The organism is Rathayibacter sp. AY1F8 (genome assembly GCF_002932165.1).
GTDB lineage: Bacteria > Actinomycetota > Actinomycetes > Actinomycetales > Microbacteriaceae > Rathayibacter.
The window spans coordinates 109,311-124,330 of record NZ_PSVB01000005.1; the positions used below are offsets into that span (position 1 = coordinate 109,311).

The following is a 15,020-nucleotide window of genomic DNA, read 5'->3' on the forward strand; positions in this document are numbered from 1 at the left end:
TGCTGCATCCTCCGAGGCTAAGCCCGAGCCGCCGCCCGGACGCGGCGTGACGCGGTGGTCGCGCCGACTCGCCCGCGAGCCGCCCCTGTGGAGGAGCGGATCAGTGCCGGCGGTGGTCCTGGATGGTCATCCGCGGGCCGTGCCGCGGCTTCCTCGCTCCGCTGCAGCCGATCAGCCGGATGATCCGCTGCCGGTGCCCGCGCCACGGCTCGAGGAGCTCGAGCATGCCGTCGTCGTCGACCCCGAGCCGACCCGTGAGCGCGAAGCCGACGGCCGCGGCCAGGTGGTAGTCGCCCACGCTGACCGCGTCCGGATCGCCGTGGGCGCGCATCATCACCTCGGACGCCGTCCACGGCCCGATCCCCGGCACCGACTGCAGCCGACGGGCGACCTCGTCGCCGCCCCGCCCGAGCGCGAGGGTCCGCTCGAGGCCGGAGGCGACGAGCGCGGCGGTGAGGACGGTCCGCGAGCGCCGCGGATCCACTCCCGCGCGGTGCCAGTCCCACGAGGGCACCCGTCGCCACTGCTGCGCGCTCGGAGCCACGTGCAGAGCGACCGGCCCCGGGGCGGGCTCCCCGTGGAGGCGCACCAGCACCCGGTAGGCGCGCCACGCCTCCGTGCTCGTGACCTTCTGCTCGAGGACCGACGGCGCGAGCATCTCGAACACCAGGTTCGCGCGCGTGAGGCGCAGGCCCGACGAGCGGCGGAGCACCTCGGCGAGCGGCGCGTGGGCCGACAGGTCGAGCCCGCTCCAGTCGTCGCCGTGGCCGAGGAGCTCGGGGACCGCGTCGATCAGCCACTCCGCTCCCCCGCCCCAGGCGCGCGCGTGGACCGCGCCGTCCACCGCCTGCCGCAGATGCAGGGTGCCCGGGCCGAGCGGCGTGCGGAACGCCCGCCAGAAGCCGGACGCGTCGAGGAGCATGGTCGGGTCGCCCGAGCCCCGCAGCAGCGTGCGGAGGGTGAGCGCGAGGCTCACCGGCTCCGCCGGCGCGTAGACCGTCGCCCAGGCGGGCTCCGGAGCAGGGGCGGGGATCGACACGCAGTGATGGTAACCGGCGGCTCCGACACCGGATCGGACGCTCCTCCACAGAACCCCCATCCACGACGTGTTCGGAGCGACACGCCCGGCGGATTGGTTCAGACGGCGTGAACACATGCGCGGATCCGATCGCCCGTTTCCACTGGTCAGCAGGTCGATCCCGGGCGTAGCTTCGCGCTGTCGCGGCGGCGCTCCAGCCGCCCGGCACCCGCCTATCACTGGAGATGCGCACATGTTCGACACGACCTTCATCCGCAACGCGATCGTCAAGAGCTCTGAGACCGCTCTCGACCGTCGCCGCTTCTTCGAGGCCACCGGCGTCGCCGGCCTCGGCATCGGAGCCGCGGCCCTCGCCGCGCCCACCGCCTCCGCCGAGGAGGTCGCTGCCAGCGGCCCCAGCGACGCCTCGATCCTCAACTTCGCCCTCAACCTCGAGTACCTCGAGGCCGAGTTCTACCTCCGCGCCGTCTACGGCACCGGCCTCGGCGGCTCGGACGTGACCGGCAAGGGCACGCCCGGCGGCGTCATCGGCGGCCGCCCCGTCGACTTCAAGACCCCGTGGCTGAAGAGCTTCGCCACCGAGGTCGCGAACGACGAGAAGGCCCACGTGCAGTTCCTGCGGGCCGCGCTGGGCACCGCGAAGGTGGCCCGCCCGGCGATCAACCTGAAGGACAGCTTCAACTCCGCCGCCGTTGCGGCGGGGCTGATCAAGGCCGGTCAGTCGTTCGACCCGTTCGCGAGCGAGTCGAACTTCCTGCTCGGCGCCTTCGTCTTCGAGGACGTGGGAGTGACCGCCTACAAGGGCGCCGCCCCGCTCATCCAGTCGAAGACCTACCTCGACGCGGCCGCCGGCATCCTCGCGGTGGAGGCGTACCACGCGGGCGCGATCCGCTCGGCGATCTACGCCGCCGACCTGTCCGACTCGGCGAACAAGCTCTCCGACGCGCGCGACAGCCTCGACGGCAAGACTGACCTCGACCAGGGCGTCAAGGTCAACGGCCAGGCGAACATCGTCCCGACCGACGGCAGCTCCATCGCGTTCAGCCGCACCCCGGGCCAGGTCCTCAACATCGTGTACCTGAACCCCGCGGCCGGGACGCGCACCGGCGGATTCTTCCCCCGCGGCGTCAACGGCGAGCTCGTCACGACCTAGTCCCACCAGCACCGAGCACGACGACGGGCCCTTCCTCGAGGCGGCGAGGAGGGGCCCGTCGTCGTCCGCGTGCACATCCGTTCACCGGGTCCTCTAACCTGAGCGGGTGAAGATCGGGATCCTGACCTCCGGTGGCGACTGCCCCGGCCTCAACGCCGTCATCCGCGGTGCCGTCTACAAGGGCATCAAGGTCTACGACCAGGAGTTCGTGGGCTTCCGGAACGGCTGGCGCGGAGTGGTCGACGGCGACCTCCTGCCCCTGGGCCGCCCCGAGATCCAGGGCATCGCCAAGCAGGGCGGCACGATCATCGGCACCAGCCGGACGAACCCCTTCGAGGGCGAGAACGGCGGCCCCGAGAAGATCGCCGAGATGATGGACCGCAACGGCATCGACTCGATCATCGCGATCGGCGGCGAGGGCACCCTGGCGGCGGCCAAGCGCCTCACGGACGCGGGCCTCAAGATCGTCGGCGTCCCCAAGACCATCGACAACGACCTCGGCGCCACCGACTACACCTTCGGCTTCGACACCGCCGTCGGCATCGCGACCGACGCGATGGACCGCCTCCGCACCACCGGCGACTCGCACGGCCGCTGCATGGTCGCCGAGGTCATGGGCCGCCACGTCGGCTGGATCGCCCTGCACTCCGGCATGGCCGCGGGCGCCCACGTCATCCTCATCCCGGAGAAGCGCACCTCCCTAAACCAGATCGTCGAGTGGGTGCAGAGCGCGCAGGACCGCGGGCGCGCACCGCTCGTCGTGGTCGCCGAGGGCTTCTCGCTCGACACGATGGACGACGCCCACTCCGAGCGCGGCCTCGACGCCTTCGGCCGGCCCCGCCTCGGCGGCATCGGCGAGCTGCTGGCCCCGCTCATCGAGGAGCGCACCGGCATCGAGACCCGCGCCACGACGCTCGGCCACATCCAGCGCGGAGGCACGCCCACCGCGTTCGACCGCGTCCTCGCGACCCGCCTGGGCATGGCCGCCATCGACTCCGTCGTCGCCGAGCACTGGGGCCGCATGGTCGCCCTGCGCGGCACCGACATCTACCACGTGGACTTCGCCGAGGCGCTCGGCACCCTCAAGACGGTCCCGGACGCCCGCTACGAGGAGGCGCGCACCCTCTTCGGGTAGCGCGCGCTCCCCGCGGAGCGGGTCAGCCCTTCGCGCCGTCCGGCGTCGCCGTGGCGACGATCTGCGCCCGCGCGAGGGTGTGGAAGTGCGCGTTGAAGCCGAGGATCGCCGGCGTCGACTCCGGATCGAGGTCGAGCGACTCGACGTCGAGGGCGTGCACCACGAAGAAGTAGCGGTGCTCGCGGTCCGGCGGCGCCGCTCCGACGAACTGGCGCAGCCGCATCTCGTTGGGCAGCGTCTGCGCGCCCGCCGGGAGCAGCTCGAAGCCGGCGGCTCCGGCTCCCGTGGGGAGCTCCGTGGTGTCGGCCGGGAGGTTGTAGACGGCCCAGTGCCAGAAGCCGGAGCCGGTGGGCGCGTCGGGGTCGAACACCGTCACGGCGAAGCTCTTCGTCTCGGCGGGGGCTCCCGACCAGCGCAGGTGCGGCGAGACGTCCTCCCCGCCGGAGCCCTCGCCGTAGTGGCGGGCGGACAGGGGCGCACCGTCGGCGATGTCGTCGCTCTCGAGCGCGAAGGTCGGCACCTCGCCGAGGCGGGCGTAGGGGTCGTAGGTCCAGTCGGACATCCGGTTTCTCCGTTCGGGAAGGGCGGGCGGGGGCCCGCGCCCTCAGCCTAGGAACCCGGCGGTGCGCGCCGAAGGGCTTGCGGAGGGGGTCAGGACCCGAGATAGCGCCCGGGCCGGTGGTTGAACGCCAGGACCAGGTTGAGCACCACCACTCCCGCCGCCGAGATCAGCACGTTCAGCGGAGGCACCACCAGCAGCGCGGCCGCGACCACGCACGCGTCGAGCGCCATCATCACGTAGCCCGCCCGCCAGCCGAGCCGCTCCTGCGCGATCAGGGCGACGATGCTGAATCCGCCCAGGCTCGACCCGTGCCGGAAGAGGATCAGGAGGCCGATCCCCGCGAGCACGTCGCCCGTGAGGACGCCGTAGACGGGCTCGATCCGCAGCTCGCCGAACGCCAGCGGGTGCAGGCCCGCCAGGACCGAGACCAGCACGATCGAGAACATGGTCCGCAGCGTGAAGCGCCAGCCCTTCTTCCACAGCGAGAGGGCGAGGAACGGCACGTTGACCGTGACGAGGATCACGCCGAACGGGATGTCGAGCGGGTACCCCAGCAGCAGTGCGAGACCCGCGGTGCCGCCCGTGACCGCCTGGCTCGCGCGCAGCAGGTAGAGGCCGAGCGACACGACGAACGCACCGGTGACGAGACCGAAGACGTCCTCGAGGCGGGAGTGCGGCACGGGGGCGGAGGCGTCGGGCACCCGACGATGCTGCCACACGCCGCGCCCCGGTCCGGACGTCCTCGTAGGATGTGCCGGTGCTGCCGAAGATCCTGCTGTTCTACCGCTTCGTGCCGCTGGCCGACCCCGAGTCCGTGCGGCTGTGGCAGCGCGAGCTGTGCGAGTCGCTGGGCCTGCGCGGGCGCCTGCTGATCTCGGAGCACGGGGTGAACGGCACGCTGGGCGGCGGGATGGACGCCCTGAAGCGCTACGTCCGCCGCACCCGTGAGCACTCGGCCTTCCACGGGCTCGAGGTGAAGTGGAGCGACGGCTCCGGCCTCGACGACGACGGCCGCAGCCTCGACTTCCCCGGTCTCTCGGTGAAGGTGCGCGACGAGATCGTCTCGTTCGGAGCGCCCGACGAGCTGCGGGTCGACGCCGACGGGGTCGTCGGGACGGCGCCGCGGCTCGACCCGGACCAGCTGGACGCCCTGGTCGCCGAGCGCGACGACGTGGTGCTCTTCGACGGCCGCAACGCCTTCGAAGCCGAGATCGGCCGGTTCGAGGGGGCGATCGTGCCGGGGGTCTCCAGCACCCGCGAGTTCGTCGAGCAGCTCGACGCCGGCGTCTACGACCACCTCAAGGGCCGGCCCGTCGTCACGTACTGCACCGGCGGCATCCGCTGCGAGGTGCTGTCGAGCCTGATGACGGCGCGCGGCTTCGGCGAGGTGTACCAGCTCGACGGCGGCGTCGTCCGCTACGCCGAGGCGCGGCGCGACCGCGGGCTGTGGAAGGGGGCCCTGTACGTCTTCGACGGCCGCGGCTCCGTCTCCTTCTCCCCCGACGCCGAGGTGCTCGGCCGCTGCACCTCGTGCGCCGCGCCGACCAGCCGGATGCGCAACTGCACCGACCTCTCCTGCCGCGCCCAGCTCGTGGTCTGCGCCGACTGCGATGCGGCGGCCTGCGCCGCGCACGCGGGCCCTACGCTCGTGCCATGAGCATCGAAGCGCGCGGGCGCACCCTCGTCGACCTCCACACCGCCCCCGAGCTGCTGCAGGTGGTGAACGTCTGGGACGTGATCAGCGCGACCACGGTCGCCGCGCTCCCGGAGACCCGGGCGCTCGCGACCGCCAGCCACTCCATCGCGGCGGCGTTCGGCTACGAGGACGGCGAGCGGATCCCGCTGGAGCTGCACCTGGGCATGATCGAGCGCATCGTCGCCGCCGTCGAGGTCCCGGTCTCGGCCGACCTCGAGGCGGGCTACGGCGACGCCGGCGAGACGGTCCGCCGCGCGATCGGGATCGGCGTCGTGGGCGCGAACCTCGAGGACCAGGCGAAGCCGCTCCCGGAGGCGCTGCGAGCGGTCGAGAAGGCCGTCGCCGCGGCCGAGGAGGAGGCGGTGCCCTTCGCGCTCAACGCCCGCACGGATGTGCTCCTCCGCGCCGGCGACCGCGACCGCGGCGAGGTCCTGGCCGACGCGATCGAGCGCGGCCGCGCGTACCTCGACGCCGGCGCCACCTGCTTCTTCGTCCCCGGGCTGCTCCAGGACGCCGAGCTGGAGTCCCTCGTCGCCGCCCTCGGGCGGCAGCGGGTCAGCGTCATCGGCGTCCCCGGATCGCAGTCCCCCGCCCGCTTCGAGGAGCTCGGGCTGGCCCGCGTCTCCTACGGTCCGTGGACGCAGCGCGTCGCCCTGACGGCGCTCCAGGACGCGGCCTCCGCCCTCTACTCCGGCGGATCGCTCCCCGAGGGCACCCGGCCCCTGAACTGACCGCCCGGCCGGGGGCCCGCGGGCGTAGCGTGGGCCCATGTACCGAGCCATCGTCGTCGAGCGGCACTCCGACTCCGACACCGAGACCCCCAACCGAGCCCGCCTCCTCGAGCGCGACGACCCCGACCGCTCGCACGGCGACGTGTCGATCGCCGTCGAGTACTCGAGCGTCAACTACAAGGACGCCCTGGCGCTGGCGGGGCGGCCCGGGATCGTTCGCCGCACCCCGCTCGTCGCCGGCATCGACCTGGTCGGCACCGTGGAGTACGCGGACGGCGAGGCGGGCGAGCGCTTCGACTCCGGCGACCGGGTGGTGCTCAACGGCGCCGGCCTCGGCGAGCGCCACGACGGCGGGCTCGCCGAGCGGGCGCGTGTCGACTCCGCGTCGCTGCTCCGGCTGCCCGGCGCCATCTCGGCGGCACGGGCCGGAGCGATCGGCACCGCGGGCTTCACGGCGATGCTGGCCGTGCTGGCGCTCGAGCGGCACGGCGTGCGGCCGGGCAGCGGTCCCGTCCTGGTGACGGGGGCCTCGGGAGGCGTGGGGTCGCTCGCCGTCGCGCTCCTGGCGCGCCTCGGCCACGAGGTCGTCGCCTCGACCGGCCGGCTCGGCGAGCACGGCGCTCTGCTCCAGCGCTTGGGCGCCTCCGACGTCATCGACCGCGCCGAGCTGCAGGAGGGCGGGAAGCCGCTGCAGTCCGAGCGCTGGGCGGGAGCGGTGGACTCCGCCGGCTCGCACACGCTCGCGAACGCCCTCGCGCAGACGCGGTGGGGCGGCACCGTGGCGGCGTGCGGTCTCGCGCAGGGCCCGGACCTGCCGGTGAGCGTGATGCCGTTCATCCTGCGCGGAGTGACGCTGGCCGGCATCAACTCGGTGGAGGCGCCGCGCAAGCTCCGCGAGGAGGCCTGGCGCCGCCTCGCCCACGACCTCGACCTGGAGCTGCTCGACGAGCTGACGACGACGGTGCCGCTCGGCGGGGCGGTCGACGCGGCCGAGGACGTGCTCGCCGGCCGCTCGCACGGTCGGACGCTGGTGGACGTCCGCGCCTGAGGGCACGGCGTCGGCGGAGGGCGTCCGCCCGCCTCGAGCGTGGAGGAGTGGGCGCCTCGGCCGGCGCTGCGTGGCTGCTGCTCGTGCGGCGGTGCGCTACTCCGCGGCCTCGGTGGCGCCGCTCGGCTCGGCCGACGCGTGACCGACGGAGGAGTCGGGGCGCGCGGCGCGGGGTTTCGCCGGCGTGCGGGGCTTCGGCGCGGGCTTCGCGGCCGGAGCCGGCTTCGCGGGGGCGGGCTCGGCGGACTCGGATCCGGCGGGCTTCGGCTCGGCGGGCTTCGATCCCGCGGACTTCGGCCCGGCGGGCTTCGGCTCCGCGGGCTTCGGCTCGGCGGGCTTCACCGGAGCTGCGGAGTCGATCGGCTCGGAGCCGATGACGTCCACGGGCGCGGACCCCCCGGACCCGGCCGGCGTGCTCGCGGCGGTCCGAGCACTCGTCTTCGGAGCGGCCTTCGGCGTCGCCTTCGGGCTCTTCGGAGCGGCCCCCGCTGCTGACTCCGTCGGCGCCACGACGCCGTCCGCCTCCGGAGCCGCGGCCGCCGCGCTCCCGCTGCTCGCCGCCTCCCGGACCTCGACCACCGTCGCCGGACCCGCCGCCTCCGCGGCCACGGCCGCGGCCTCCGCCGCCTTCGCCTTCTTCTTCGCGCGCTTCTCCGCGGCGGCCGCCTGGGCCCGCTCCGCCTGCTCGGCGACCTCGGGGACGATCACGAGGTCGTCGGTCTCGATCACGGGGATCGCCGCGGTCGTCGTCCCCAGCTGGAGGGCCGCGATCAGCTCGGGAGCGTGCTTGGTGCTCACGATCAGGCGGGAGTAGTCCTCGTCGACCAGGTCGATCACGACGGCCGAGGCGGTGCGCTTGATCAGCAGGAAGTCCTTGCCGCCGTGGAACTTCCACGTGCCGGCCGCGAGCGTGAGCGGCACCGCGGTGCCCGGCGCGCGGATGCCCCGGACCCAGATCCAGGGGTCCTCGGTGACCGTCGCCGAGCGGATGCTCGACCGGTCGACGACGACGTCGCTGCGGTGGAACGCGAGCAGTCGCTCGGCCGCGGTGAGGCGGAGTTCGAGGCGGTCGGGGAGCACGGTCACGACGGGCATGCCTCTAGTCTGCCCCGCCGCCCGCCGCCGGGTCAGCGCCGGATCGCACAACGATGCCCCGCCGCCCGCGTGGGTGGCAGCATGGTCGGATGCCGATGGATCCGGACGAGGCGCGCCTCCTCGACGCGCTGCTGGCCGAGCGGCAGGCCGAGACGCGCGACGAGGCGGCCCGGCTCGAGGCCTCGCTGGCCGAGCTCCTGCGCGACCGTGCCGACGGCACCGCCGATGACGAGCACGACCCGGAGGGCACGCCGCTCTCGGCCGAGTGGTCGCGGATGGCCGGAGTCCGCGACGCTCTCGCCCGCACGGCGCGCGAGCTCGACGCCGCTCGCACCCGCCTCGGCACCGGCGGCTACGGGGACTGCGCCTCGTGCGGCCGCCCGATCGGAGCCGCCCGCCTCGCCGCCCGGCCCACGGCCGAGCTCTGCATCGACTGCGCCCGGCTAGCGGAGTCGCGCATCCGCTGACGCCCCGCGAGGCGAGCCTGCGGCATGCCCTCCGCCTGAAGGCCCCCACAGATCCCGGCGTGCGGAAACCCGGTTTCTCCTGCGAGCATTCACACCCGGTCGCGTCCCTCGAACAGGTCTGACGGACCGCCCCTCCCCTGCTCGAAAGGCACTCCTGCGATGACCGAGACGTCGACCGCCCGATCGACCGGCGCCCCTCCCGCCCCCGACAAGCGCGCCTGGCGCTCGCTGATCGTCCTGCTCGCGGGCATGTTCATCGCCCTGCTCGACACGACCATCGTGAACGTGGCGCTGCCCACCATCCGCACCACGCTCGACGCCTCCGAGTCGACGCTCTCCTGGATCATCTCCGGCTACGCCCTCGCGTTCGGCCTCGCCCTCATCCCCGCCGGCCGCCTCGGCGACCGCTTCGGGCACAAGTGGGTCTTCGTCAGCGGCATCGCCCTCTTCACCGTCGCTAGCTTCGCGTGCGGACTGGCCGCGGACGACACCCAGCTCGTCATCGCCCGCATCGTGCAGGGCCTGGCGGGCGGCGTCTTCGTCCCGGCGGTCAACGCCTACATCCAGCTCCTGTTCCGCGGTCCCTCGCGCGGCAAGGCCTTCGCGGTGATGGGCGCGGTCCTCGGCGTCTCGTCGGCGCTCGGTCCGATCATCGGCGGCCTGATCATCCAGGCCTTCGGCGACGAGAACGGCTGGCGCCTGGTCTTCTGGGTGAACCTGCCGATCGGCGTCGCGACCCTGATCGCCGCCGCGGTCCTCCTCCCCGCCCGCCGCGACCTCGAGGCCGGCGACCGCGCCCCGAGCGGAGGCGTCGACTGGCTCGGTCTCGTGCTCGTCTCCGGCGGCCTGGTCGCCCTGCTCGTCCCGCTCATCCAGGGCGAGGACGAGGGCTGGCCGCTGTGGACCTTCCTCTCGATCGCCGGCGGAGTCCTGCTCCTCGCCGCGTTCGGCGCCTGGGAGGTCCTCCACGTCCGCCGCGGCCGCGCTCCCCTGGTGCCGCCGTCGCTGTTCCGCCACCCGGCCTTCACCGGAGGCGTGATCCTCGCGCTGGTCTACTTCGCGGCCTTCACGAGCATCTTCTTCACCATCTCGCTGCTCTGGCAGTCGGGCCTCGGCCACACCGCGCTCGAGTCGGGCCTGGTCTCGATCCCCTTCGCGATCGGCAGCATCATCAGCTCCTCGCAGAGCAACCGGATGACCGCGCGCCTGGGGCGCAACGTCCTGGTGATGGGCAGCGGGCTCCTCGCCATCGGGCTCGGCTGGGTCTGGCTGGTGCTGCTGACCGCGACCCCGGACTCGATCAGCAACTGGCAGCTCCTGCCGCCGCTGCTGATCGCAGGCCTCGGCAACGGCTTCTTCATCGCCCCGAACGTGCAGTTCATCGTCTCGACCGTCGACCCGCAGGACGCGGGCGCGGCGAGCGGCGTGATCTCGGCGATCCAGCGCATCGGCTCGGCCGTGGGCATCGCGGTCATCGGCAGCGTGCTGTTCGGGAGCCTCGTCATCACGGGTCCGGACACGGTCGCCTCGGGCTTCCTCGACGCCGCGGCTCCCGCGATGCTCCTCAGCACCCTGATGGCGGTCGCCGCCTTCGCGCTGGTGTTCGTGCTGCCGAAGTCGGTCTCGCGCCGGGGCTGAGGGCCCCTGCCCGGTCGCCGCACGCCGGCGGCCGGGCGCGCGGGACGTCCGCCGCTTCAGCGCGGCGGGCCCCCGCCTGATCCGCGGGTGGCCCCGGAGCCTACGCCCGAGCGGCCGCCGCGGCCTTCGCCGCCGCCGGCAGCGCGTCCACGATGCGCCCGATCGCCGCGTCGTCGTGCGCGGCCGAGACGAACCAGGCCTCGTACACCGACGGCGGCAGCGAGACGCCCGCGTCGAGCATCGCGTGGAAGAACGCCGGGTAGCGGAACGACTCCTGCGCCTGGACCTCGGCGTAGTCCCGCACCGGCCGGCCCAGGTCCGTGAACATGAAGCTGAAGAGGCTCCCGGCCGTCTGCACCGTGTGCGCGACGCCCTCGGCCGTCAGCGCCGCCGACACCTCGCGCTGGAGCGTCAGCGCCGTGGCGTCCAGCGAGGCGTAGACCGCGTCGTCGGCCAGCTGCAGCGTCCGGATGCCCGCGGCCACCGCGACCGGGTTCCCGGAGAGGGTGCCCGCCTGGTACACCGGCCCGAGCGGCGCCAGGTGGTCCATGACGTCCGCACGGCCGCCGAGAGCCGCGACCGGCATCCCTCCGCCGATGACCTTGCCGAAGGTGTAGAGGTCGGCCCGGTACGGAGCCTCGGCGCCGCGGTTCTCGAGCCCCCACCAGCCGCCGGCGCTCACGCGGAAGCCGGTCAGCACCTCGTCCATGATCAGCAGCGATCCGTTCGCGTGCACGAGCTCGGCGAGGGCCGCGTTGAAGCCCGGGTCCGGAGCGACCACGCCCATGTTGGCGGCCGCGGCCTCGGTGATGACCGCCGCGATGTCGGCGCCACGCTCGGCCAGGACCGCGCGCACCGCCTCGAGGTCGTTGTACGGCAGCACGATCGTCTGGGCCGCGGTCGCGGCCGTGACGCCGGCGGAGGCGGGCAGCGAGAGGGTCGCGAGACCGGAGCCGGCATCGGCGAGCAGCCCGTCGGAGTGGCCGTGGTAGTGGCCGGAGAACTTGATCAGCAGGTCGCGGCCGGTGACGCCGCGGGCGAGGCGGATCGCCGTCATCGTCGCCTCGGTGCCGGTGGAGACCAGGCGGAGCTTCTCGATCGGCGAGACTCCCCCGGCCGTGATCCGCGCCTCGACCAGCTCGGCGAGATCCGTCTCGGCGGGAGTGGACGCGCCGAACGAGAGACCGCGGGCGGCCGCCTCCTGCACGGCCGCGACGACCTCGGGGTGCGCGTGCCCGAGGACGGCAGGGCCCCAGGAGCAGACGAGGTCGACGTACTCGCGCCCGTCCGCGTCCGTGATGTACGGGCCGGCGGCCGAGACCATGAAGCGCGGGGTCCCGCCGACCGAGCGGAACGCTCTGACGGGCGAGTTGACGCCTCCGGGGATCGCGTGCCGGGCACGCTCGTACAGGGTGTCGTTCGCCGAGGTGGTCACCCCTCCAGGGTACGCGCGCCGCCCGGCGCCCTCGCGCCGGAGAGGCGCTTTCGGACGAGATGCCGAGGCTCGCTCCCGGGAGGAGGAGGCGGTTATCTCAGCAGGTCGCGAGCGATCTCGACGGCCCAGTAGGTGAGAACCGCGTCGGCCCCCGCGCGGAGGATCCCCGTGACCGACTCCAGGATCGCCGGCTCGCGCGAGATCCAGCCGTTCGCGGCGGCGGCCTCGATCATCGCGTACTCCCCCGACACCTGGTACGCCCAGACCGGCACGTCCGAGACGGAGGCGACGTCCGAGAGCACGTCGAGGTAGCTCATGGCCGGCTTCACCATCACCACGTCGGCGCCCTCGGCGAGGTCGAGGGTCGCCTCGCGCAGGCCCTCGCGGCGGTTCGCCGGGTCCTGCTGGTAGGTGCGGCGATCGCCCTCGAGCGTGGACTGCACGGCCTCGCGGAACGGACCGTAGAAGCTGGAGGCGTACTTCGCCGAGTACGCGAGGATCGCGGTGTCCAGGTGCCCGGCGCCGTCGAGAGCGGCGCGGATCGCTCCGACCTGGCCGTCCATCATCCCCGAGAGCCCGAGCAGGTGGGAGCCGGCCTCGGCCTGGGCGAGCGCCATCTCCTCGTAGCGGAGGAGCGTGGCGTCGTTGTCGACGCGCCCGCGGTCGTCGAGGACACCGCAGTGGCCGTGGTCGGTGAACTCGTCCAGGCACAGGTCGGTCTGCACGACCAGCGCGTCGCCGACCTCCTCCACGACGACCCGCGTCGCGGCGTTGAGCACGCCGTCGGGGTCGGTCGCACCGGAGCCGACCGCGTCGCGCGTGGTCGGCACGCCGAACAGCATCACACCGCCGATCCCCGCCTCGGCCGCCTCCGTCACCGCACCGCGGACGCTGTCCAGCGAGTGGTGCATCACCCCCGGCATCGACCCGATCGGTTGGGCCTCGGTGGTCCCCTCGGCCACGAAGAGGGGCAGGATCAGCTGCGCCGGGTGGATGCGCGTCTCCTGGACGAGACGGCGGAGTGCGGGGGTCGTGCGGAGGCGGCGCGGGCGGATGGCAGTCATGTCCTCCAGCGTAATCCCGCCCCGCCGAGCACCTCCCGGGAGCGCGGACGCCTCACCCCGTGGAGGTGCTCCGGACGCACGACATCAGCCGAGAGGCGGATCCCTGGCCTGCGGGGCGAGGCCCGCCCCTCCCGGCCGACGTCGCGCCGGGGAGGCGGCTCAGCGGGGAGCGCGCTCCGTGGCGACGGCGGCGACCGCGTCGATGAGGGAGGAGGCCGAGCGCTCGTCGGCGACGACGTCGACGCGCAGGCCGAAGGCGCGGGCGTCCTTCGCGGTCTGCGGGCCGATCGCGGCGACGAGGATCGACTCGGGCACCGGGCCGAGCTGCTTCTGGACCTGCTCCGCCACGCTGCCCGAGGTGACGAGGATCGCGTGCACGGCTCCGCCGGCGACATCCGCCACGACGCGCTCCTCCACCGGGACGCCGACCGTGCGGTAGGCGACCACGGAGCGCACGTCGTGCCCGATGCGGGTGAGGCCCTCGGTGAGCAGCGGCTTGGCGATCTCGGACCGCAGCGTCAGCACGCGCAGGGGGTGTCGGCCGCCGGTGGCCTCCTCCCACTCGGCCAGGAGGCCGCGGGCGGAGTTGTCCTCGGAGGGGACGAGGTCGACGGAGTACCCGGCGGCGACGAGCGCGGCCGCCGTGGTCTCGCCGACCGCCGCCACCTTGGTGCTCGCGGGCACGGTGGTGCGCAGGAGGGAGAGGACATCGACCGTGGTGGCGCTCGTGACGGTCATCCAGTCGAAGGCGCCGGCCTCGAGGTCGGCGAGGGCCTGCTCGAGCGCGGGGAAGTCGTCGGTCGGCGCGAAGTTGATCATCGGAGCGACGACGGGCGAGGCTCCCTTGGCTCGGAGAGCGGCGGCGACACCGTCCCCCCACGGGCCTCCGCGGGGGACGAGGATGCGCCACCCCTGCAACGGCTTCTCCCACTGGGAGTAGGCGGCGGGGACGATCACGAAGGGGCTCCCAGGGGTGCGAGTTCGGAGGCACCCGCACCGAGAAGCGCGTCAGCGAGCAGAGAGCCGCAACGGAACGCGGCTTCGACGACGGGCAGTTCGCGACCACCATACTGCGGATCCGCCCGGTGTCGACCACCGCCGACCGAACCGTTATCGACCGGCTCCGCGACCTCCCGTGCGAGGGACGCCGCGCCGTCGACGGCGAAGACCACGCCGTGCAGGACGACGCGGTCCTCCTCGACGACCGCGGAGGCCCCGATCGGAGCGGCGCACCCGGCCTCGAGGGAGGCGAGGAGCGACCGCTCGGCCGTGATCGCCGCGCGGGTCGGCACGTGCTCGACCGCTGCGAGAGCGGCGCGAAGCTCCTCCGACGGCTCCTCGTCGCGCACCTCGATGGCCAGCGCTCCCTGACCGGGGGCGTGCGGGGAGACGTCGAAGCCGAGCACCTCGGTGATCGCGTCGACCCGGCCGAGGCGGCGCAGGCCGGACAGGGCGAGCACGATCGCGTCCAGCGGCGAGTCGCTGCCGGGCAGCACCCTCCGGAGCCGGGTGTCGATGTTGCCGCGGATGTCCACGATCTCGAGGTCCGGACGGGCGGCCAGCAGCGCCGCGCGCCGGCGGGGCGAGCCCGTGCCCACGCGGGCTCCGACCGGCAGGGTCGCCAGGGTGAGCCCGTCGCGGGCGCAGAGCGCGTCGCGCGGGTCCTCCCGCTCGGGGACCGCTCCGAGCAGCAGGCCCTCCACCGGAGCGGTGGGCAGGTCCTTCAGCGAGTGCACGATCGCATCGCAGCGCCCGGCGAGCAGCGCGTCGCGCAGGGCGCTGACGAACACGCCGGTACCGCCGAGGGAGGCGAGCGAGCCGCGCATGCGGTCGCCGTCCGACTCGATGCGCACCAGCTCCACGGGGACCCCCGCGGCGGCCGACATCAGATCGGCCGTCATCCGGGTCTGCGCCACCGCGAGCGCGCTCGCGCGGGTGCCGACTCTGATGCTCACGA

15 protein-coding genes are annotated in these 15,020 nt (G+C 73.8%); 7 read left to right on the top strand and 8 right to left on the bottom strand.

Annotated elements, in window-relative coordinates:
- Positions 1–100: 100 nt before the first annotated feature.
- The gene (locus C5C35_RS06020; RefSeq protein WP_258064157.1) at positions 101–1,039 is read right to left on the bottom strand and encodes a DNA-3-methyladenine glycosylase; all 939 of its coding nucleotides are present in this window, start codon (positions 1,037–1,039) and stop codon (positions 101–103) included.
- Between the two features lie 232 nt (positions 1,040–1,271).
- Here C5C35_RS06020 and C5C35_RS06025 point away from each other — a divergent pair, with 232 nt between their 5' ends.
- Entirely contained in the window at positions 1,272–2,192 is a 921-nt protein-coding gene (locus tag C5C35_RS06025; RefSeq protein ID WP_104222865.1) for a ferritin-like domain-containing protein, read from the top strand.
- Positions 2,193–2,298: 106 nt separating this feature from the next.
- Entirely contained in the window at positions 2,299–3,327 is a 1,029-nt protein-coding gene (locus C5C35_RS06030; protein WP_104226151.1) for a 6-phosphofructokinase, read from the top strand.
- Positions 3,328–3,349: 22 nt separating this feature from the next.
- Here the strand turns inward: C5C35_RS06030 and C5C35_RS06035 are convergent, their stop codons facing one another.
- Both C5C35_RS06035 and C5C35_RS06040 read right to left on the bottom strand, forming a co-directional pair.
- Positions 3,350–3,889, bottom strand: coding sequence for a YbhB/YbcL family Raf kinase inhibitor-like protein (locus C5C35_RS06035; protein WP_104222867.1), 540 nt, complete (start codon positions 3,887–3,889; stop codon positions 3,350–3,352).
- Between the two features lie 89 nt (positions 3,890–3,978).
- Positions 3,979–4,590 (bottom strand): YitT family protein, encoded by a 612-nt coding sequence (locus C5C35_RS06040; protein ID WP_244230588.1) that lies wholly within the window; start codon positions 4,588–4,590, stop codon positions 3,979–3,981.
- A 56-nt stretch (positions 4,591–4,646) separates the two neighbouring features.
- On the opposite strand from C5C35_RS06040, the gene C5C35_RS06045 reads away from it, so the two are divergent.
- Genes C5C35_RS06045 through C5C35_RS06055 form a run of 3 tightly spaced genes read left to right on the top strand, consistent with a single transcriptional unit; the run spans position 4,647 to position 7,364 of the window.
- Positions 4,647–5,546 (top strand): rhodanese-related sulfurtransferase, encoded by a 900-nt coding sequence (locus C5C35_RS06045; RefSeq protein ID WP_104222869.1) that lies wholly within the window; start codon positions 4,647–4,649, stop codon positions 5,544–5,546.
- Positions 5,543–6,316 carry an isocitrate lyase/phosphoenolpyruvate mutase family protein gene (locus C5C35_RS06050; RefSeq protein ID WP_104262749.1) on the top strand — a complete coding sequence of 258 codons (774 nt, stop codon included), beginning with the start codon at positions 5,543–5,545 and terminating at the stop codon, positions 6,314–6,316. The genes C5C35_RS06045 and C5C35_RS06050 overlap by 4 nt, the downstream gene beginning before the upstream one ends.
- Positions 6,317–6,353: 37 nt before the next feature.
- Positions 6,354–7,364, top strand: coding sequence for an MDR family oxidoreductase (locus C5C35_RS06055; protein ID WP_104222871.1), 1,011 nt, complete (start codon positions 6,354–6,356; stop codon positions 7,362–7,364).
- A 96-nt stretch (positions 7,365–7,460) separates the two neighbouring features.
- Here the strand turns inward: C5C35_RS06055 and C5C35_RS17190 are convergent, their stop codons facing one another.
- Positions 7,461–8,459: a hypothetical protein gene (locus tag C5C35_RS17190; protein WP_258065577.1), complete on the bottom strand. Its 999-nt coding sequence runs from the start codon at positions 8,457–8,459 to the stop codon at positions 7,461–7,463.
- A gap of 89 nt (positions 8,460–8,548) precedes the next feature.
- Between C5C35_RS17190 and C5C35_RS06065 the strand changes: the two genes are divergently transcribed.
- Together C5C35_RS06065 and C5C35_RS06070 are read left to right on the top strand one after the other, a co-directional pair.
- Positions 8,549–8,926, top strand: coding sequence for a TraR/DksA family transcriptional regulator (locus C5C35_RS06065; RefSeq protein ID WP_258059381.1), 378 nt, complete (start codon positions 8,549–8,551; stop codon positions 8,924–8,926).
- Positions 8,927–9,085: 159 nt separating this feature from the next.
- Positions 9,086–10,564 (top strand): MFS transporter, encoded by a 1,479-nt coding sequence (locus C5C35_RS06070; RefSeq protein ID WP_104233092.1) that lies wholly within the window; start codon positions 9,086–9,088, stop codon positions 10,562–10,564.
- Between the two features lie 100 nt (positions 10,565–10,664).
- Here C5C35_RS06070 and hemL read toward each other — a convergent pair whose 3' ends face one another.
- From hemL to hemC, 4 genes are all read right to left on the bottom strand, one after another.
- Positions 10,665–11,999: a glutamate-1-semialdehyde 2,1-aminomutase gene (gene hemL / locus C5C35_RS06075; RefSeq protein ID WP_104246920.1), complete on the bottom strand. Its 1,335-nt coding sequence runs from the start codon at positions 11,997–11,999 to the stop codon at positions 10,665–10,667.
- Positions 12,000–12,091: 92 nt separating this feature from the next.
- The gene (hemB, locus tag C5C35_RS06080; RefSeq protein ID WP_104262750.1) at positions 12,092–13,063 is read right to left on the bottom strand and encodes a porphobilinogen synthase; all 972 of its coding nucleotides are present in this window, start codon (positions 13,061–13,063) and stop codon (positions 12,092–12,094) included.
- Between the two features lie 159 nt (positions 13,064–13,222).
- Positions 13,223–14,017, bottom strand: a complete 795-nt coding sequence (locus tag C5C35_RS06085) for a uroporphyrinogen-III synthase (protein ID WP_104222950.1) — start codon at positions 14,015–14,017, stop codon at positions 13,223–13,225.
- Positions 14,017–15,018: a hydroxymethylbilane synthase gene (gene hemC / locus C5C35_RS06090; protein WP_104262751.1), complete on the bottom strand. Its 1,002-nt coding sequence runs from the start codon at positions 15,016–15,018 to the stop codon at positions 14,017–14,019. Before hemC ends, C5C35_RS06085 begins: the two co-directional genes overlap by 1 nt.
- Positions 15,019–15,020: the final 2 nt, after the last annotated feature.

Coding starts and splice junctions, on each gene's coding strand:
- C5C35_RS06025 (WP_104222865.1), top strand. CDS start 1,272: ATGTTCGACACGACCTTCATCCGCAACGCGATCGTCAAGAGCTCTGAG.
- C5C35_RS06035 (WP_104222867.1), bottom strand. CDS start 3,889: ATGTCCGACTGGACCTACGACCCCTACGCCCGCCTCGGCGAGGTGCCG.
- C5C35_RS06050 (WP_104262749.1), top strand. CDS start 5,543: ATGAGCATCGAAGCGCGCGGGCGCACCCTCGTCGACCTCCACACCGCC.
- C5C35_RS06055 (WP_104222871.1), top strand. CDS start 6,354: ATGTACCGAGCCATCGTCGTCGAGCGGCACTCCGACTCCGACACCGAG.
- C5C35_RS17190 (WP_258065577.1), bottom strand. CDS start 8,459: ATGCCCGTCGTGACCGTGCTCCCCGACCGCCTCGAACTCCGCCTCACC.
- C5C35_RS06065 (WP_258059381.1), top strand. CDS start 8,549: ATGCCGATGGATCCGGACGAGGCGCGCCTCCTCGACGCGCTGCTGGCC.
- C5C35_RS06070 (WP_104233092.1), top strand. CDS start 9,086: ATGACCGAGACGTCGACCGCCCGATCGACCGGCGCCCCTCCCGCCCCC.
- hemB (WP_104262750.1), bottom strand. CDS start 13,063: ATGACTGCCATCCGCCCGCGCCGCCTCCGCACGACCCCCGCACTCCGC.